Below are 21,159 nucleotides of genomic sequence, written 5' to 3' on the forward strand. Positions count from 1 at the left end.
CATTTGAGATTTGATATTTGTTTTGAAGTTTTCCGCCGGAGGCGGATCCGCCTTTGGCGGAGAAGTTGGATGTTTGATGTTCATTTTAGTACAGCTATTTTGCCTCTCCCGCTCACGCTCTTATCTCCCAGCCTGGCTACAACTTCATAAGGATATATCCCGTTCATGACCATGTCGCCCCTGCCGTTTTTGCCGTCCCACTCTATATCGTTATATTTTGACCAAATGCTCATGTTATTTTACAAACGACCAAGTCTGATGTGAGGTAATTGGAGATGAGATGTGGGCCAAGATGTTAGAAATGAGAAATGTGAATTTTCCTCTTCCCGCATCAAATCTCCCCTTTCTATTCTCGCTCCTACTTCCAATTTCTCACTTCTTTTCTCACTTCTCATTTCCGATTACCTCACTTTATCCGCAAGAAGTCGGGTAATTAGAGTTGAGAAATGGGTTAAGAATTTAGATGTGAGATGTTGGAGGATTTGAATTCTCGCTCCTACTTCCAATTTCTCACTTCCTGGCTCACTTCCCATTTCTCATTACCTCACTTCAAAACAGCAATCTTTCCCCGCCCAGACACACTCCTGTCTCCGAGTCGAGCTACCACTTCAAACGGATAGATGCCATTGACCACTTTATCGCCGCGTCCATTGGTTCCGTTCCAGTCAACATCGTTATACTTATCCCAGACCGACGACATTTCGCCCCGGGTCGTCCCGTCAAGCTCCGTGACCAATGAGCCGGTTATATCGTAGATCCTGATCTTGACCTCGTCGGCATCGGCGCCCAACTTATAGCGGATCTTCGTCTTTTCCCGGTTCGGGCTGAACGGGTTCGGATAGTTGGTAATGCCGGTCAGCGTCAGGTCGGGCTGGATAGTGAACGACCAGACTTCGGAGGTCGCCGCTTCGTTGGTGGTTAAAGCCGTCACTTTCCAATAATAAGTGTCCTTATCCAGTCCCGGATCGAACTCGTGGATAGAGTAAGTATAATTAAAGAGCGCTGGGTCCGCGCTGTCCGGCGAGCCGGTATTGGGCGATTTGGCAAATGATTGATTAGCTATTGTAAAGGTATCATTCTTGGCCACATCTATCTTGTACTCGGCAGTGTCCCCCTTATGGTGCTGCCAGGCAAAGGTTGGGCGGATACTGCTGACGTTCTGCTTGTCTTTCTCCGGCGCAGTAAGGATTGGGAGTTCGAGGGTGGCGGAGAGGGCCAGCGGAGCGCTAACAACCGCGTACGCGGAAGTATAATCATAAGAACATAAAATATCTTCACTTGCCGGGTAACTGCAATAATCGCCGCCGACACCTTGCGATTTGAGCAATGCCGATGACCATGATGAAGCCATAGGATTAAAAATTGCCATCCAGGAATCTGAACCATTTGTTAAAGCGGCCACTTCAGAAAGGCCATCGCCGGCATAGTCGCCGACGGTGACATATTTAAAAGCTGAAGCATCCCAAAAATTTAAACTATTTTTTAAAGTGCCTGATCCGCCATAAATATAATAGTTGTTTTGGTACTGGTACGCAGAGCTAAACCATACTGGGGCACTTAACGCTATTTCTTCCTTCCCGTCCCCAGTCATATCGCCGCAGGCAACATAACCAAGATTCTCCGGCGCCGACCAACTGATATAATAATTGTTACCGGAAGCCCCATCACTGATACTCCCCGGATCGAATAAATAGACTGATTTGCCGCCATTAGTTATAGTAACAATCTCGTCGTACCCATCTCCATAAAAATCTCCGGCCGCCATTTCATTGCCGGCCGCCTTGAAAGATTTAATCAGCAAACCGCTGTAATTATATATTCTGATCCAGGAATCGCTCCCTAGCGCCGCGATTTCATCAGTCCCATTTCCGTCATAATCGCCGGCCGCCAGACGAGAGACGTTTGGTATACTAAAACTACTGACAACGGTTTGATTTCTTGGGTTAAAGATTTTTACCACATTGCTCCCATTTAAAGTCGCGAATAACGGCTGGCCATCTCCCAGAAAATCACCAGCTGCGCTATAGCCATACAGTTGGTCTGATGCTGTCCAATAATTGGTCAGGTAAGTCCAAGAACCCTTGGCAATTTTCGAAATACGGATATCTTCGTCCCGGCTCCCGTTATCATCAACCATGACCACTTCATCCCGGCTTTTGACCCTGATCCGGCTGGAGCCGGGGATAGTCGAAACATTTCCCGCGCCATCTGTGGCGGTAAATTCTAAAGTGTAATAGCCGACCGGCACAAAAACCCCGCCGTTGTTTTTCGCGTCCCAGGTAAACTCTCCCCCCACATTATTGATATTCCGCACCACCGAGCCGCTTTGGTTTTTGATCGCCGCGTCAACATCGGCAACCCCGGAAAGAGGATCAGACGCTTGATAAGAAACTAGAGTGGAGGCCGCCGTCCCATCGGGGAACAGAACCTTCCGGCTGAACGTAATATTGGCAATTGTCGGCGGCATCTTATCGACCGTAAAACTATTAGCGCTGGAATCCGCGCTATTGCCGGCCAGATCGACCGCATGTATATAATAGCTGTGACTCCCCTCGCTAATACTGGAATTCACATTATAAGAGATCGATTGGCTGCCGGAAATCTGGGAAGCCGGGTCGCTGCTGGCTGAACCGTCAAGATAAAGCGTGACGGTGGCGGTTTCGTTTAAACTATAGGAGAACGTCAAAGCCGGGGAAACAAGCGGGCTCATCGGATTGCGGTCAACAGCCAGTGAAGTGACCGACGGCGCGGCCCGATCAAGATTAATATCATCAGTTACCGTGCCGCTCCAGTTGCCGGCGGCATCTTTGAACTTCGCGGTAACCGTCCTGTATCCGTCCGCGTCCCGTAACAACCAGGGATTGGCGGAAAACGATTGAAACCCCTCGCCGTCATTGGCCACCCAGGTTTCGCTGACCCCGCTTAACGGGTCCTGCGCGCCAAGCTGAAGGTTAACACTCCTTGAGGCCGTATAAGCTGCCGAGGAATTGATGCCGACAGAAGGATTGGCGGGCGCCGTTTCATCTTTCCTGGCGTAAAAAGCAAAAGTAGCCGCTGTTTCATTCCCTGCCTTATCCATCGCCCTGACATAAATAATATTTACTCCTTCAGTACATTGTCCATAAACAGCCTGCCCCCAATTGTTGGTATAAGAGCCGGCATTAAGGTCATTAAAGATCGTTTGCCAGGAGCCATTACTGCCGATCCGATACTCCGCCCTGGCCAGCTTAGAAGCAAAGCTGTTGCCGTTATCGAAGTAATCAACATCATAAGTATAAGTAATTGGATTACCGATCGAATTTTTGCCGTTATGCCAGCTGGTCAACGCTTGAGTTTGCGGCTCATGGCTGACAATCACCGGCACGGTGGTATCAACAGTCGCCGTCAAGGTCAGTAAATTATTCAGCGCCTGCCCGCCGAGATAATCGCGCGCGTCGATCACGATCCGATATGTCCCTTCGGGGACATAATTACCGGCGCTGTTTCGCCCGTCCCAGACAACCGGGATGACCTTGTTCGACTGCAGTACTTCATTCGCGCGGATCACTTTGATCAGCTGGCTCTTGTCCGCGTTGTAGACTTCCGCGGTGTAAGTGCCGATCGCTTTAACTTCGACCGTGTTCCAGGCGATATCCTGGACGCCAAAAGCGGAGATCCTCTCCGGGCGCCTGCACTCGGCCGGGGTAATGCCGAGGGAAACGCGGAAATACGCGGTCGTTGTTTCCATTGTGCCGTCGCCGTTAGGCGAGAAATAGAGCGGGAACGGGTTATCTTCTCCCCGCTCCGCTTTAGCCAGATCAAGAACGTTGTCCTGGACCCAACAGGTGCCGCCCCACTTCCCTTCGATCAGGTTGCCGGCCCGATCGCGCACATCGACAATAAAGGCAAACTTGCCGGGATCGGCAAAGCCATTACTGTTTCCGTCATATTCCGTCTGGTTATACCCGATCCGGCCATCCCAATACTCAAAATGGGCGCCAGCACTCTCCCACCCTTTGGTGAACTTAGCGACTTGATTGTCCGTGGTAAAATCCGTCCTCACATATGACTCCTGGCTATTGGTCACTTTGTGGACGCTGATCGTCACATAGCCCGGTTCATTAATCTCATAATTCAGCCTCGTTTGCAGGTTATCTATCCCCGGCTTTCCATTGGTCTGGAACGGGCTGGGGGTCGCGATCATCTCGCTCTCCGGCGAAGCGATCGCCACCAACGGCCTGATGAGATCGATCACAAAGCTCTCCGGCGAGGTTGAAGTTATACTACCGGCATTAAGAGCAAAATCGTATCCGCTGACCGTCACTTCAGCCGTGCCGTTCATATCGGCATTTGTAACGTCGTATTTATACGTATACTCATTGGCGGATAGTCCATCGTAAACCGCTGGATTGCCATTGACTCTCACTTCGGGATTGAATTTGAGCGGTTCGGACGTCTTGAAGCGAAGCGTCGCAGTCGTCCCCTCTTTTGCCTGTTTGTTATATTCCGGATTACCAACGATCTCGCACTCTAAACTGCTGAAGGCCGGGGCAATGGTATCAACCAGTAGTGAATCGTGGTTCGTGAGCCGTGATTCGTTATCAGCCAGGTCGACTACTTCAACTGTAATCAGCGCCGGGCCGTCGTAACCGGTGATGACATTGTATTTCGCCTCATAGGAGCCGTTGACCGGCAATAATTGCGGCACGGTACCGTTCTGCGTGACGTAGACTTTCGGGGCTCCCTTGAGCGGCTCGGAAACATTAAATTTGATGCTCACCTGGCCGCTTACTTCTGGCGTGCTTGCCGGAGTAGGCGTAACGCTAACGTTTGTAACCGCCGGATTGGTCTTATCGATCATTAAACTCTTGCTCTTGCGGATCGGGTTAAAAGCCAAATCACGTGCCTCAACCGATACGGTCGTTAATCCTTCCGCGTCCTCTCCGGCAATCGTGTAGCTGTAGGTATAATTATTCGCCTCTTTCGTCGCCAACAACGGTGTTTTTTTCGCCCCATCGCTCATCGCTACGCTGACTGTCGGATCTTCGGCCAGCAGTTCGGGGAAGGAAAGGGCGACAGTTATCTCGTCGCCCAATTTCGCGTAAGTATGGCTGATGGTAAAGTCAGACGGTTCCGGGCTTGAGTAATCAACCGTTAGCGGGTTTGTCTTTTGGACTGCCAATCCATTGAGGGCGTCCTGGCCGCTTATTCTCACATAATATTCGCCGGCCAGCAGCGGAGAGCCGTCATCTTTGGTCCCGTCATATTGATAGATATAAGATCCGGCGGTCTTATTGAACACCCGGCTCCACACCGCTTCGCTTGAAGCGTTAAGTACTTCCAGTTTAACCAGTGCTTCGCCGGAGATATACAGTGTCGCGTAGTTGATCGAATAGTTAAAATCGACCGTGTCTTTTTCGCCGTCGCCGTTCGGCGAGAAGATCGGCAGGCTGGCCGCCAGGCCGACCGTTGGCTTCGTGGCTACAAGCAAGACCGGCGCCGCTCCGCTGATAAAAGCACCCAGCTTGTCGGCCGCTTCGATCACGCAACGGTAGCGCCCGTCCGGGGCAACAAGCCCGGCGTCACTCTTCCCGTCCCAGTAAAAAGAATATGTCCCGGCGTTTTGCGGATCGTTTCGGACAATCGTCTTTACGGTCGAGCCTGTCTCCGTCTGAACAGCGATATTAACTTGATACTCCGGCGCGCCGCCGGACAGATGATAAGCAAACCTGGTCTGGTCGAGCAAGCCGTCGCCATTGGGCGTAAATGTCGCTGGGACCACGTTCAAGCCGGTTACTTGCAGCGTTTCTTGAGGAACAATGGCAAAGAGCTCGCTCTTCTTCTCCGCTTCATTGAGCGCCCGATCGATCGCCGTCACTCTGAAGTACGCCAACTCCTTGTCGGCCATAGTCGCCTGCCAGGTGGCAGTGTGCGTCCCGGCCGGTTTAGTCGCCGTGTTGACCGCCCGGATCAACGCGTCATGGCTATCGTAAACCGCGACCTCGACTGATGATGTTTCCGGGATCGAATAGGTCAAGGAAGCTTTTTGGTTGAGCAGATCGATCGCCACGGGGTCCGCCATAATGAACGGCTGCACATTATCGACCAGAACAGTGTTCGAGGTTAAACATGGTTTTGGCTCATCGCTGGCCGTTGCCGTTACTTTAACCTCCCAGGCTCCATCGGCTACCCGGCTGTTGTTGCCCGAAGCGCGCGGGCCGTCGTAGGCAGGATCAAAGCCGCCATCCCAGTTAACGGTATGCTCCCCTTTGTTTTGCACTTCATCTTTGACCAATTGTTTAACGATCCTCCCCTCTTTCCCGGTGATCGCCGCGTTGACCGTCAAGCCATCCCGGGTCAGGAAGTAACGGATCGTGGTTGTATTGTTCTTCGGGTTGACCGGCGAGAACGGGTCGGGCTCGGCAAAGGCATAAGGGACGAGCGAAGGAGCATGGTCAACGACGATGATCTGCGCTTCGGTGGTCGTGGCATTCCCCGCCCGGTCTTCGGCATAAAGGTTAAATGGGTGGTCTTCGCCGAGTATCTCTCCATGGAAGCCGGTCCCGTCCCATTTGAAACTTCCGGAAGTAATGTCGTTCTGGCGATAGTCACGGAAGAGTTTGCTTTGGTCCTCGCGGAATATTTTAAGTTCAGTATTGCATGGTTCGGAGAGCTTATATGAGAATATTGTCCGATCTTTGACCCCATCGTCGTTCGGGGTAAAGGGATTCGGGTCGGCAGCAAAGCTTTCAACTGTCGGCGGCACGGTATCGATCGCGACCGCCTGCGGCTCCATCGTCCCAAGGTTGCCCGCTTCGTCCTCGGCGTAGATCCTGGCCAAGTAGTCGCCATCGGGGAGTGACACCCCTTCCCAGGTAAAGCAATACTCGCCAGGGACAAGATCAATTCGATTTGCGATCCTTGCCACTTCGCCCCCCTGGCTGTTTTCGATCAGGATGGTCGCCGGCATTGTGGTCGCGTAGTTATCGCTCAAGTAAAAGCTGATCTCGGTATTATCTTTCCGCCCGTCGCCGTTGGGGGAGAAGTATGGGTTAGTGAGTTTTACCGCTTCGATCCTGGGCGGCTGGAAGTCGACTATGACCTCCCGGGTGGCGACTGCCTTGTTTCCCGCCAGGTCGGTCGCTTCAAGCTTTAATATGTAGTTCCCCTCGCTAACATAGCCGGATACTTTGCCATCCCAGGGCAGCTGACCATCGCATTCATATGTAGGGACAGGGCTTGTCCCTGTCCGCATTTCAAGCGTCTTGTTTTCAGCCAGCAGTATCCCCACCAAGTGGTTATTCTTCCAGAGGGTCAGTTTAGCTTCGGCGGTCGGTGAGAGGTTGTCGGAGATGGAGTAGTTGATTTGCATTGCGTCGTTAACGTGGTCGCCATTCGGAGAAACCGCCGGCGGCGCCCGGTCGAGGGAAATGGTTGGAGGAGTTGTGTCGATGTTAAGGTCAACCGAACTCGACTTCCGATAGTCCCCAAACGAAGCTATCAGTTTTAGCGAATAATTGCCATCGGCAATAGCTTGCGGCTCCCCCGAGCCTGAAGCGCTATTGGCCAGCAACGAATTGTTAGCGGCTAAACCGCCTCCCCACGTCTCCTCATTGAATCCCATCCCTCGCGATAAATCATCGAAAGCCAACAGATTATTTGAGCTTTGCGCGACGGCCCCGCCCGAAGTTTTTGGGATAAGCTGGGCCGATATCTCCGCCGGCTGTGACAGGCTGTATTGGATCCGCGTGGCGTCTTTAACGCTGTCGTTATTAGGCGATATCCAGACATCGGTTACTTTAACATTGGCCAGACTACCCCCGATATTCCAGACAAGAGGTTGGTCATGATTAGCGTCCGCAATATATATTTTCCCGTCTTTTACTTTAATCTTCTGCGGGTTGATCTCGTATTCTTCCGACTTGTATTCTTTGATTAACGTACCAACTGGATCGAACTGGACTATCCGATGATTGCCGGTATCAGCTACCCAGACATTCCCATAAGCATCAATGTCTATCCCTTTGGGATTATTGAGGACTCCCTCCCCGAATTTGGCGGCAAAAGAGCCATCCGGGTTAAACTTCTGGATTCTATTATTACCGGTGTCAGCGACGTAGAGGGAGCCGGAGGGATCGGCGGCGGTTGATTCCGGAGAAATGAATTGGCCGGCCGCGTCTCCGGCAGGATTATAGTGATAATACATTTCCCTCAACCAGCTTCTTTCCCAATCTGCCTGCAACACATTATGTCCACAGGAACCTTTATCAAAGACGATATTATCGTTGAGCGCGTTAGAATAAAATAGCGCCTTATCAACCGTTTGGCCATTAAAAGTAAAGTTTTGATTAAAAGCAGCCCGAGCTTCTTCCTTCAAGTCCGCCTTTAGCATGGAAAAGATTGTTGCCTCACCGCTCAAATCGTACTTCAACAAACGGTGCTTGCCATTGTCTATCACATATATATTATTGTTGAATAACCCTACATCTTCGGGAAGAAAATAGCTCTCCCGCGCATTCTTCTTTTTCCCAGCACCAGCAGAGTCGGAATAACTCGTGTTTCCGAGCCAACTCCAAGCATAACTATCAACTTCTCCATAGGTCACATAAACATCCTGTCCCTTAATTTCTTTAACCAGATTCAGATCCCCATCATAAATCAATGCCCGATTAGCGTAAGTATCCGCCACAAGCACCCGGTCCCCGGTGGGGGAAACGGCAAGGCCGAGGGGATTACGCAAGCCTTCGATTTTCCCAAGCACTTCCCCAGCCGGGCTATATTTGACCAATTTGTCATATCGCCCAAAGAGAACATATTGGTTGCCGGAGGAATCGAAGGCAATATCCGATACCTTGGGCCGATCTTCCCATTTTGGTAATTCCGGAAGCGCCGGCGCCGAAACCTCAATTGTCGCGGATGGAGGGATATAACTCCCGCTCGTATTCACCGACACGACCGGCGAGTATGCTTTCGCGATATTCCCAGCCACATCGGTCATCACATACTGCAAGCGATAAAAACCTTCAGGATAGGCGATCGCGTCTTCCCAGTCAACTTGCTCTTCTTTATCCTTTTCCGCAAAGGGGGTCGAATAGATCCGCTCTTCAACCATTGAATAATCGCCGTCTTTAACCACATTGACCAACATGCTCCTTAAGTTCTCATATGGCCTGATTTTGGTTGAAATAATCTGCTCCGCGGCTGCAACACTATTGGAGACTGTATATACCAACGCCGACGGCTTGGTGTTATCGATCGTAATCTTATCGTTAGATTTAAAAATGGTTGCCCCCGCGGCATTTGTGGCAGTTACAGTAAACGTGTATGTCCCGGCCGGCTTCCCTGCCCCCCATTCCGTTCTTAACCACCCTTGCTTAGCTACGGCTATTCGGTCAACAACAGCAGTACCAGACTCATTTTTGATCTCCACCAGCCAATTCGCTTCAGGTGTTGAGCGCGATTCGATTAACGCCTTCTGCTGAAGATTTGGATCAACATCAAGCAGATTACTGGTAATGACATTATTGTTCGCGAAAGCGTAGAAGACCTCGGGGATCGCCAGCGGCGTTACGGTGCTGGCGCTAACCCCTGCTGTTCTGGCCAGCGTTGGAACGCTCGCCAGCATAACACCCCGGTTGGCGAGGTCATCGGGGAGCCAGGCGTAAGAGTAGCGGTTATCAATAAAATCAACCGTATTCATGCCAACAGTAACATAACGTTCGATTAAGGTTCCGTCGGCAATGCTTGGCGTAGTTAAGTGAAAGCCTGAAGCTCCAGGACCATCGCGGTAACAAGAATATATTTTAGCGGTTATTTTATAAACGCCGGCCGTGGGATAGAATTTGATGAAATAATAATCGGCATAGCTAGCCTCTGAAGAACAATATGTGACGTAGGGCTTGGAAAAGCAGTAATACGACTCAAAACTGGCTAGAATATGTTGCATCGTGTCAAATTCAATAACTTTAGTCTGCTTTGGCCACGAGCTATTACTCGTATTTTCAACTTCAAACTCAATTTTATAGGGGTTGAAATACTTATTGTCTCTTTGATAAGCTTCTATTACTGCCAGCGTTGCTTTACCTGGTCGAACAGCCTGAAGTGGCTCATTCTCCCCATCAAAGGTTTCATCTGTCCCAGTCCCTAACAATTTAATTTTGCGCCAATCCATAGGGTCTTCTATAATTTTGAGTTCTCCATAAGATGGTTGTTTTAACCCCTCAACAATTGGATTTTTCGTGTTCGCAGGTAAAACATCGGGCGACCCTAACCCAAAGTGAAGATGCGGCCCCATTCCAGGGATTAGCCCACCTTCGGTTGAGCCGGATGCGCCCAAAGTGGTAGTGGTTGTTGTTATGACCTGGCCATCTGTAACGTAAATTTCGTTAAGATGGGCGTATCGGGTCTTGAATCCACCTGTATGCTCAACAATGACATATCGCCCCCACGCAGAATCGTTTGCCAGATGTATTCGTGCGGTGCCAGTAGAAACCGGATAAACAAATGTTCCAACACCCGCCCTATAATCAATTCCGTCGTGAGCTTTATAAGTGCCCGTGCGACTACGGAATTGACCAAAGTTAGCGTTAATTCCATTGTCAACTGCAACTGGATACTGTCTTTCTAAGGAATATTCTGCGTATGATGCCCTACAAACAGACAGCACAATAATAATCAAGATAAAACGTCGCATATTTAACAAAATATCACCTTATGGTTTTAATAGATATAATCTCAGTCAATTTTTTTATAGAGTACAGTCCTGAACTATAAATAATGGCTGAAGCTACTGTTTTTGATTTAGGCAAATAGAAGAAGAGAACATTATACTTGTCCGAGCGTCCCCGGGGTATTCCGAAGGATAAACAAAATATCTCGTTTTCTATTTTTATGATTTTTGATTCATCAATAGATCGCATGCCAAACTCTTTTACATAATACTCCAGTTTTTTATTAATGTCAGATGGAGAGTTTGGCAAATCATCAAAAGCATTAAAGAATACTTCAACGTTATCTCCGCCTCGAGGGATGTAATAGTATGGATCTTTGTTGGCAATAGTAAAAGCGGGCCCTTCTGGCCCAATCCTCCACCCAGCCCCTCTATTTTCATCTAAATACCATTTCGCAGGATAAGTTACTGAAAACCCAGCTTTACTCACATAAGTTTTCATCTCTTTAGTTGATAATGTGGTCGCCTCAACTGAAGCAGGCACTTTTTCCTTTTTCTCCGCCTGCTTTCCTTTACCGACACAGCCCACTAATCCAACCAATACGATCCCAATCAATAATGAAACCAAAACCACTTGTTTATTCATCTCATTTCGCTCCTTTATTATTATCGACAATTCATGGCCTAAATTGCGGGCGGTTTAACCGCATCATATTCAGTCGCCGGAATTAGCGATTTGGCTACATGTTTTGTTGGATCGGGATAAACATAAGCCGTGCCAGGTGCGACAGGGTAAATTTCCGAATGGATCGGCCGGCTTAGTATTCTAAAATCCATCCCGTCATGAAGATAGGATGAAGACCTATATTCGCCATAGTTATGGCTAATATATTGGTTTTCTGACAACCTATTCCCCGGATATTCGATGGGCCCAACCTTAGTAAAGAGGTAGGCTGTGCCCATGCCCTGAACGAGCAATATAAACACGATAGTCGCGCATATTTTACTGTTTATTCGCATTATCCCTTATTGAATACACAATCGATAAGAATTCTTTAGCCCCGGCGTCAGACTCCAAACCAATGCTCAAATAAACATTCTTGTTCGGGAGATAATATATCGCCTCCATCGGCGTGTCTTCTCGGTAATAAATTAAGCAGCCGTCATAATCATTTTTTATCCTTTTTGTAGATATATCTTTGCCTTCGTTTGAATATTTGTGCTTTTTAACCAGGGCCAGGATTTTCTCATATGGATCCGAAGGGATTAACGATTTGTCTACGCCATCATACGCGTCATCTATAATGCTAATGCTAACATCAATCCATGATCCTTGTTGTGAATTAGGCGCTGCCTGATTGTCCGCATCATAGCTAATAAAATCGATTGACCAATAGCGCTCCTCACGCCCCCTGATATCCTTACTTTCCTTCAAATACCAGCCCATCGGATATGACACCGAAAACCCCCATTTACTCATGTAGGTTTTCATCTCTTGGGTCGAAACAGCAACTGACTCAACGGTTGCCGAGACTTCAGCCTTTTTCTCTAACTGTTTCCCTTTATCGACGCAACCCACTAATCCAATCAATATAACTCCGGTCAATACTGCAAAGAATATTGTTTTTCTGCCCATCCCAACACGCTCCTTTATTATTATCGACAATTCTTGGCCTAAGTTGCAGGCGGTTTCCCTGCGCCCCATTCTTGTCTTAACCAGCCGCATTTGGGGACTGATATCCGATCAGGGGGACCGCCGGACTTATTTCTAATCTCAATCAACCAGTTCGCCTCTGGCGTAGCTCGCGATTCGATCAACGCCTTTTGCTGAAGATTTGGATCGACATCAAGTAGATTGCTGGTGATAATGTTGTTGTTGGCGTAGGCATAAAACACTTCTGGCGGCGTGGCCGTTGAAGCAGTGCTGGCCCCAACCGAAGCAGCCCCTACGTGCGTTGGCACACTCGCTAGCATGATTCCCCTGTTCGCAATGTCATCGGGCAGCCAGGCGTAGGAATAACCGGCGGCATTGAAATCCAAACTATTTAAACCGACTGTTATAGTTCGCGTCACAGTCTCCGGCGCACTTAAATGAAAGCCTGAGGTTCCAGGCCCGTCGCGATAACAAGAATATATCCTAGCGGTTATTTTATAAACACCAGCTGCGGGATATATCTTGAAAGAATAATAGTCATGTGAATTATTCCCTGAGCATGTTGTAACAAATGGCTTACTAAAACAATAGTAATGCGATTCAAGAGAAGCTGTTATGCTCTGCATATCATCAAATTGAATTATCTTTTTATGTTTCCCTTGGTCACCCCATGTTTTATCGGTCATATTCTCCGCTTCGATCTCAACCCTGTAAGGATTAGTGTCAAGATTATCTTTATGATATGCCTCAATGACAAGCAATAAAGGGCATCCAAGCATCGGCACATCAATAAACTGATTCTCTCCTTCAAATGTTTCATCAGACCCTGTTGCCAACAAACGAACTTTTCTATATCTCACAGGATCTTCCACAAATCTCAACTCACCATACTCTGGTTTCTTTAACCCCTCCTTTATAGGATTCTTTGTATTAGGCGTGTTGGCATTTGTTGTTCCAAAACTAAAATGCAAATGCGGCCCCATTCCTGGTATTTGGCCCCCTTCACTGGAGCCGGATAGCCCCAGCACCATTGAGGTGGTAACTCTATCCCCCGCTTCTACACTTACCGCATCCAAATGAGCATAACGTGTCCAGAACCCGCCATGGTCAATATCAACATATCTCCCCCAACCGGAATCATTCGCTTTATGCGGATAGGCAGTGCCGGAAGAAACCGGGAACACCTCGCGATGGTGTTTACCTGTTAAGTAATCAATTGTGCGGTAATCAAGACCATCATGAGCCTTGTAACTGCCAGTGCGATTCCTGAACTGGCCAAAATTTGCATTTGTCCCCAGATCAACGTCCATAGGTCGAATTCTCTCAATCAAATATTCAGCCTTGGCCGAACAGATCAAGAATAAACAAGATACAATTAGCAGTACCGGTTTTCTATTTATTTTCATACCGATCAATTTCAATAATCATCTTCCTCATAACCTCATCAATTGAATACTTTCCTAATCCTTCAAAAATAAAAAATACTACGGATTCCATTTTCGGGAGAATAAAGAATAAATTATAATATTTATTGCTGCGCCCCCTTGGAACCCCATAAGCTAAGGCAAAATCAACCCCGTTGTTTTTGAATATTTTCAAATTATCAACCGAAGTCATTTGTTGGTTTTTCGCAAGATATCTTAGTTGGACTTCCCTGCTTCCTTGCGGCGTCCTCCCTGGCAAAGCCCATACATTACAAAATATTCCAATTAAATCTTTTTCTGGAGCTGTTTCACGACTAACCAATGAAAACGCAAACGGAACCAATCCTTGCTTTGACTTTGGGATGGGATAATAGTCCCAATATTCATCCAACCGCCACTCCCTTGGATACTTCACCGAAAATCCATATTTACTCACATGGGTTTTCAATTCCTGGGTCGGAACTGCGATCGCCTCAACTGAAGCAGGCGCTTTTTCTTTTTTCTCTGCCTGTTTCCCTTCGCCGACACAGCCCACTAATCCAACCAATACGATCCCAATCAATAATGAAGCTAAAACCATTTGTTTATTCATTTCATCTCGCTCCTTTATTATTATCGACAATTCATGGCCTAAATTGCACTGCAATATGGGCACTAGGAATTCAGCCGCAACCATATATGGCCTCTACTCCCTGCTCACATTATACTCCCGAAATAATAGAAAAAGCCTAACGTGACGCACCCCCTTGATCGCGAGATATGCTGTGCGGATTTCCTAATATATACCGGCAAATGTTAAGGGGGATTTGAGGGGAAGTTGCCGCCTAGATTCTATTTTGCTTAAACAATTCTACCTGGAATGATTTATTGATCCTAGTCTCGTCGGTTAATACCTTGGCAAGCTCCCCGTTCTCAATTATCAACTTGAGTATTTTGCCGCTTTGCGTTGCTGCAGAATGATTCTGATCAAACACAAAGTTACCCAAGCTGTAAGCGATGTAACCGTCTTTATACCGTTCTACCCCCTGAACAACATGCGGATGGGATCCGACTACAACCTTTGCTCCCGCCTCAATTAAAGCTTTGGCTAATTCCTGCTGGTGCTGGTTAAAAGCCGGGGCGTATTCTTCCCCAAAATGCACCATAACAATCACCACATAACCATCATTTTTTAGATTGGAGATCGTTTCGAAAAATGCTTCTTTTGTTTTTTTTCGATTATAGACCGGGACATTTAACATTTCACTGTAAGCCCCAATGGCGATTTTTTCTCCCTTGATCTTTAAGCATTTAAAGATGAATTCTTTCCCGTCAAGATCATAGCCAACCCAATTGATACCATTTTCACGCAATAGTTCTTGAGTATCACGATACGCTACGACTCCGTAATCACCCATATGATTGTTGGCCAGCGATAAGACCTTAAAACCTGAATTCACCAAGCCTTTGATCGACCTCGGATCGGCCCTGAAAATATAAGGTTTTTCCTGGGGGCGGCCCAGCAACGATATCGGCCCTTCAAGATTTCCTATCAGGAGGTCAGCTTTGTTTAAATAACCCCTTATTTTTAAAAACGGCCACTCCCAATTATTCCGCCTGGCCATCCCTTTCCCAACATATCGGGAGAGCATGATATCGCCGACCACCATGATCTCACACCGTAGATTTCCGGAAAAGACCATCGTGGCGTACCCCGTATAAGAGCCTTTCCTCTGCTGGGTAATTTCCACCGTGTTGGAATACCTTACTAATTTCCCCGTATTTACACCGGCCAGGCGCGCGTATTTTAAAAGCGTAAGAACCGCCGGCCTTGAATCGACGTCTCCATATTCAATTTCATCGATCCGCATGGCTTCCAGTTTTTTAATGGTTCTTATATCTTTTTCAATTATTCCCGCCAGAGGTAAATAATGGGCAAGATCCACACTGGCAATAACAACAATATTCTTCCCTTTCCCCAAACAATATAATAACTCCGCTAGTTTGCCGGTTTCTTCGCCATTGACGTTTGACCTAAATAAAATCGGGACGATTTTTGCCCTGGGATATACCCTCCTGATACACTGGGCCTGGGCAAAGATTGAATGCTCACCTTTAAAACCATTGGCCTCATCAACAACCAAACCCGAGGCAACAAGCTGATTTGTCAGGTTCGAATTAGCATTATCCCCAACGCTAGTAGTAATAATGCGCCCTTTTATCCGGTCGTCATGGCGTGGCCCCATTACCACAAAGGTTTCAGCCTGACCAATATTTTCGTAGAACTCTTCCAGCATAGAAGCGACAAGAGGAAGATGATGCGGCGCGATGCCCGCGACAACAGAAGATTCAGCGCTTGCCCGAACAACCAGGAGGATCATTAAGCCGGCTAAAAAACAAAACCTTTTCACCTAACTTCGATCACGTCACTGTCGGACCGAGCCCGTATTTCCGGATAATACATTGATTGGATTTCGGCGGGCGCGGCACGAGTCTTTCCGCGGGTAACCGCTCGGAGCAGATAGGATATCTTCTTTTCTCCCTTTCCTAAATAAGTTATAAAAGTTACTACTCTATCGTCCCTGAGGTCTTTCTCGTCCCAACTATAATAATCATTGTAATACCCTTGATCATCCAAACTTCTGGCTTCGTTCTTTAGCCTCATATTTACCGGCTCTAAACCAGCCGGCAAATGGTCTTCGACCATCACATAATCAATATCCGCAGCTGATTTTATATTTAGCACCACCTTGACGATCTCCCCCGCATTATACTCCGTGTTTTCCGCTCCCTTTATTCCTTGAAATGTCCTGATTATGCTTAACTTGCCATTCTTCGCCTCAAGGGCTTCTTTATTAAAATACTCGGTTTGCTTAAAAGAATAAAACATATTCCCATTACCGTTTTTCTTTATTTCAATAATATTTTTATCCTTTAAACCGCTTCTAACCAAATTAACGACTTTTTCTTGTGGGTTAAAACCGCTAAAGCGTCCCCCTGCTATTTTTTTGCCGTTAATAAATACTGAATAATCGTAACTTGGGGACAATTCACCTGACACCACTAGATATTCCGTTAAAGCTGACAGCTTAACCGCTGTGTCACGCGTCATATGATAATTATCTTCCCTTAAAAGCCCCTGGGCCACCCCGGGCAACACTTCATCTTTTGGCGTCAGCCTAACGAACATTTTCAAAGCCGCGGATGATGCCAGGGAGATTGAATCCATGAATTTACCTGAACCATCCTGTCCGCTTTCCCAGTAATATGTATACTGGCTTTTTTTCATTTCCTGTTTTACGTTTTTCAGCATCGTTAATGCTTCCGTTTTGCGCCCGGCGGCATTCAAAACGATAGCGACGAAACATTTGCCTTGAACGCCAAGTCTTTTGTCTTTTGCCAGCTCTTCCGCCAGCTTGCGATCGGCCGCTCCAGCTTCATTTAAAACATAAATAATATACGCTTTCAGATCAGCGTCGGGCTCGGCCGTGACCGCCCTTTTAAGATATTCAACCCCCCGGCCCAGCATTGCGTCATGAACGGGCAGTTTAGCGTTTTTGATGTTTAATAGCCCTTCGACGACATAGCCGGTCATTTGCAAATTCGTCTGATCGTCAACCCACCAACCCCAGCCACCGTCTCCATGCTGAAAACCGGCCAGGCGCGTTAAACCTTTTTCCAGCATTGATTTGATATTTTTTGGCGGCTTGATCCCCAACGCTTTTTGGTGCCTGTAAACTAATGCGGTCGGATAAAGTTTACTCATTGTCTGTTCTGTACAACCATATGGATAATCGACTAATGCCTGAATCATTGCCGGAAATTTTGACGCTATTGAAGGGCTGATGGTCAATGAATAACGACTGAACGGCGTCATAGCTTGCCTATCCCGGCGGAACTCAAACCGGCCTGGCGCACGCCCGGCCCGGGAAAATTCAACTTTTTCACCAAAGGGTTTGACGGGAAGCTTCAGAATAACAGTATCTTTCTCCTTTTTAGCTTTGGCGGAAAAAGCCAGGATCACCATATTGACTTGCGGGGCGATCGCCTGCCAGCGGACCGTTTTTGCTTCACCAGGAGCCAGTAAAATCTGATGTTTTTTGTCTGTCAGCAACTTAATTTTATCTGCCCCCAAAGCTACCGTCACCAGCTGGCTGTCTCTTGAGTAATTATGGACCATCGCTTTTAATTCGACCCTATCGCCATTTCTCAGGAACCGGGGAAGGAGCGGACGGATAAAAAGCGGTTTACTTACAATGATCTCATCTTCCCCCTGGCCTACCTTTGTATCCCTAGAAACCGCTTTAGAATGGGCTACCCAGGTTGTAAGATTATCGGGTAATTGTATTTTTACTTTCGCTATTCCATTCGAATCGGTCTGGATATTTGGATTCCAATAAGCAACATCGACAAAATTCTTACGGGGCATATCTTCCCCTTTTTCATTATGGACGTAAACACCGTCCGCGAAAAAGGTATGCCGTTCATCAATCATCAGGTTGTAGACGGTTACCGGCTCTTTTCTGTGCTCAATCTGCTTAACCTCCACCGGATTGCCATTAACATCCAAAAGGCGATCGCCTTTTTTAATTTTCCAAGCTTCCTGCCAGCTATCGTTGACGCGCATAATATGGGGAGGCGTAACCCTGAGACTGTCATTTATTATAAAATATTCTTCCACAACATGTTTGAACTTTTGGGCGACCTTAGCGGGACAAAGTCGGCTGTTATTCTCTGAAAGCTTGGTCAGTACGCTATCGCCGGCATTAACTTCTTCAATAGTTAACAGTCGGCCATCGGCCATGGTGATTTTTGTTCCTTCAAGGAAACAGCCCCCCTTTTCAGCGCCGGAAGCGATCGGATTGTCCATTGAATTGTAGGCCCGAACATTATTCCCGCGCTCGCTGTAAAACGCGTCAAATATATTGGCCACATTGTCACTTTGCAACGCGAACAGTGCTTTGTCTACCAGCGCCAGGGAAGCGTTGGCTCGTACCGGCCGGCCCTTTTCATCACTGGTTTTTACCGCCACCTCTATGCTTCTACCCGGTAAGCCATTGTGGCTTTCCGGAATAACTTCCAGCTTAATCTTTTTAGAAGCCGCCGGCACTACCAACTTCTTTTCCGTGGAATTAAATCGGCTTTCGGCGTAAACATCAGCTTGAAGGAAGATATTTGGCATAAACGCATCGGTAACCGGCAGGACAAATGATGTTTTATAATCCGAAAATATTTGCGTCCAGGCTTTATACAATTTACCGCGCGTCAGAGTGAACATCACCACCCCTTTCTCAAGCGGCAGGCTGGCATAAATTCCGGCTTCATCCCCGGGCCGGTAGCTTTCTTTGTTAGGGACCAACAGGACTTCCGTTTTGCGATTAGCCGCTTTAACTGGCCTTCCCCAGACCCAAAAATAAAACTCCCGGCTAACTGATTTGCCTTTTTGATCTGTGGCTTCGATAAACACGCGATATTCGCCGCTTTCCTGCGGGGTAAAAGAGAAAGCGGCTTTACCATCTTCAGCTGTTTTTATTTTCCTCTCCATTAATTTCTTTTTCTGCTCCGCGCTACTGTACTCATCCCCATCCTCCCCATAAAAATAATCAACTTTAAACACTTTGGCCGTCAAACCTATCCCTTTAACCGGCTTATCGGAAGCGTCTAAAACGCTTATCGGCAAGTGTTTTGCCTGGCCTGGTCCGCCCCAGAAATAGTCATGATCAACATTTATATTCAGTCCCGAACCGAGCACCATAACAGACCTGCTTGTGGACGAAGGGCGGCCGCTCTCATCTGCTAGAGAAAATTCAACGGTCACGGCTTTTTGTCTTTTGGTCGGTGGAGCAGTTAGGACTATTACCGCCTCCCCTTGGCTGTTTAATATGGCCTCCCCATTTTCAATCTCTTCGCCTCCGCCATAGCCATACCAATCCCAATAACCCAGCTCCCGGGCCAATACCTTATAATGTACTTTCTGACCAACAACCGGTTGGCCAAAGAAATAGACGGCTGACGTCTTAAATGCCATTTTCTCACCTTGTATACACTTCTCTTTATCACAAGTAAGTTTAAGCTCAAATTCCGGTTTTACATATTTTTCAACCAAGATAGAAGTCCAAGACTCGTTATGGCCACCGATTTTAGCGTAAAGCGAATAATCACCGGTTTTCAGCTCTTCGTTCAGCCTGAAACTGCCATAAAATATTCCCTCGTTATTACATTTGAACGATTTTTTGTAAATAGGCGGGGTATTCCAGTCTCCCTGGACTTCTAATAATATCTCCTGGCCGGTTGGGATAGTATATTTAGCATCATCATCAATCCTGACAATCCCCTTGAAATTGACCATATCTCCAGGCTTATACAACGGCCGGTCAGTGTAAAGATAGGCCTGATAACTTGGCTGGCGGCTATCCTGGCCGTCAGAATCTCCCCACCATTCCTTCCGGGCGATATCATTTATCACCCATTTTCCGCCCAGCTCACCAATAATAATTTTAGGCTTGTCGCTATCAGCTAGATTAGAATAAGAAAACCCGCGAGCATCGGTTTTCCCGCTGACCAATTTTTTCAAGGATTTATCCCCGTTGAAGGAATAATAATCAATCTTCATGTCCGGCAAGACGTTGCCGCTTTTCACGTCAACTGCTAGCAGGCACCAGCGGTCCCCGGCCTGACGGCTTAACATAGCGTAAGGAGTCACCAAATAATGGAAAAAAGCCTTTTCCCCCTTTTGATTTTTTGTTTTAATCAGATATAAACCATCTTGATTGCTCGGCAGCTTAACCATGACCGAATCTTTGTCCTCACAGTCCAGGGCCCAGGTATTGATGGGCTTGAGTTTGCTGGTGTCTTTTTCTTCCTTTGTATATTGATTTAAATAGGCTTGAAGATCACTTTTAAACAATTCAACCTCTAATTTTTTAACATCGTACAGGTTGACAAAGGAGATGACCCTTTCTTTATCATAAGCGTTAAACGTGTAAAGGTCACGGTTAGAGCTGGAAACCGGATAAATACTTAAGCCCGCTACAACCTCGAAAATAAACTCAAAACTTTGTTCTTCATACTTCCCTTTGCCTGCTATGATTTTGGGAGAGTATATGATTTTATATTTCTCGCCGGCCTTGACCGGCTCCGAAGGAGTAAAGATCAGTTCGTCATAATTTTTAGTTAACTCACCCTTGAGCCCGGGTTCAATTTTCAGCTGCTTTTTTATATCTTCAAGTTTAGCCGCGCTAGAGACAGCTAATACAAAATTCGCGCCGGGGGCGATATAAGCTAATTGAGATTGTTTTTTTATTTCAAAATGCTGCGGCGCAAAAATAACTATAAAAATAATACCCAACAATAAAAGGAACGGCAGCAGGGCCGCGCCAGAAAAACCCTTTAAAATCTCCCTAATTCTTTTTATCATAATTTATTATTCTCCCATTTTCTTTCGAGCATTATTA

8 protein-coding genes are annotated in these 21,159 nt (G+C 47.2%); all 8 read right to left on the bottom strand.

The genetic code is table 11. The features are described 5' to 3' along the window. Nucleotides 1-80 precede the first annotated feature (80 nt). Entirely contained in the window at nt 81-233 is a 153-nt protein-coding gene (locus tag WC903_03830; protein ID MFA5893073.1) for a hypothetical protein, read from the bottom strand. 311 nt (nt 234-544) lie between these two features. Next, entirely contained in the window at nt 545-10,150 is a 9,606-nt protein-coding gene (locus WC903_03835) for a FlgD immunoglobulin-like domain containing protein (GenBank protein MFA5893074.1), read from the bottom strand. A 535-nt stretch (nt 10,151-10,685) separates the two neighbouring features. Beyond that, nucleotides 10,686-11,294: a PsbP-related protein gene (locus WC903_03840; GenBank protein ID MFA5893075.1), complete on the bottom strand. Its 609-nt coding sequence runs from the start codon at nt 11,292-11,294 to the stop codon at nt 10,686-10,688. Between the two features lie 357 nt (nt 11,295-11,651). Next, on the bottom strand, nt 11,652-12,374 hold the full coding sequence (locus WC903_03845) for a hypothetical protein (GenBank protein ID MFA5893076.1): 723 nt from the start codon (nt 12,372-12,374) through the stop codon (nt 11,652-11,654). Continuing rightward, entirely contained in the window at nt 12,323-13,723 is a 1,401-nt protein-coding gene (locus tag WC903_03850; GenBank protein ID MFA5893077.1) for a M23 family metallopeptidase, read from the bottom strand. The genes WC903_03845 and WC903_03850 overlap by 52 nt, the downstream gene beginning before the upstream one ends. Further along, nucleotides 13,695-14,402: a hypothetical protein gene (locus WC903_03855; GenBank protein ID MFA5893078.1), complete on the bottom strand. Its 708-nt coding sequence runs from the start codon at nt 14,400-14,402 to the stop codon at nt 13,695-13,697. Before WC903_03855 ends, WC903_03850 begins: the two co-directional genes overlap by 29 nt. 148 nt (nt 14,403-14,550) lie before the next feature. Further along, nucleotides 14,551-16,086, bottom strand: a complete 1,536-nt coding sequence (gene amrB / locus WC903_03860; GenBank protein MFA5893079.1) for an AmmeMemoRadiSam system protein B — start codon at nt 16,084-16,086, stop codon at nt 14,551-14,553. Nucleotides 16,087-16,112: 26 nt separating this feature from the next. Continuing rightward, complete coding sequence (locus WC903_03865) at nt 16,113-21,122, bottom strand: alpha-2-macroglobulin family protein (protein ID MFA5893080.1); 5,010 nt, start codon at nt 21,120-21,122, stop codon at nt 16,113-16,115. Nucleotides 21,123-21,159 lie beyond the last annotated feature (37 nt).

This window comes from Candidatus Margulisiibacteriota bacterium (assembly GCA_041658645.1).
Taxonomy (GTDB): domain Bacteria; phylum Margulisbacteria; class WOR-1; order O2-12-FULL-45-9; family XYB2-FULL-48-7; genus JBAZZV01.

Bases quoted from the DNA above. Each gene is read 5' to 3' on its own strand.
- WC903_03830 (MFA5893073.1), bottom strand. From the start codon at position 233: ATGAGCATTTGGTCAAAATATAACGATATAGAGTGGGACGGCAAAAAC.
- WC903_03845 (MFA5893076.1), bottom strand. From the start codon at position 12,374: ATGCGGCTGGTTAAGACAAGAATGGGGCGCAGGGAAACCGCCTGCAAC.
- WC903_03835 (MFA5893074.1), bottom strand. From the start codon at position 10,150: ATGGATTGGCGCAAAATTAAATTGTTAGGGACTGGGACAGATGAAACC.
- amrB (MFA5893079.1), bottom strand. From the start codon at position 16,086: ATGATCCTCCTGGTTGTTCGGGCAAGCGCTGAATCTTCTGTTGTCGCG.
- WC903_03855 (MFA5893078.1), bottom strand. From the start codon at position 14,402: ATGGTTGCGGCTGAATTCCTAGTGCCCATATTGCAGTGCAATTTAGGC.
- WC903_03865 (MFA5893080.1), bottom strand. From the start codon at position 21,122: ATGATAAAAAGAATTAGGGAGATTTTAAAGGGTTTTTCTGGCGCGGCC.
- WC903_03840 (MFA5893075.1), bottom strand. From the start codon at position 11,294: ATGAATAAACAAGTGGTTTTGGTTTCATTATTGATTGGGATCGTATTG.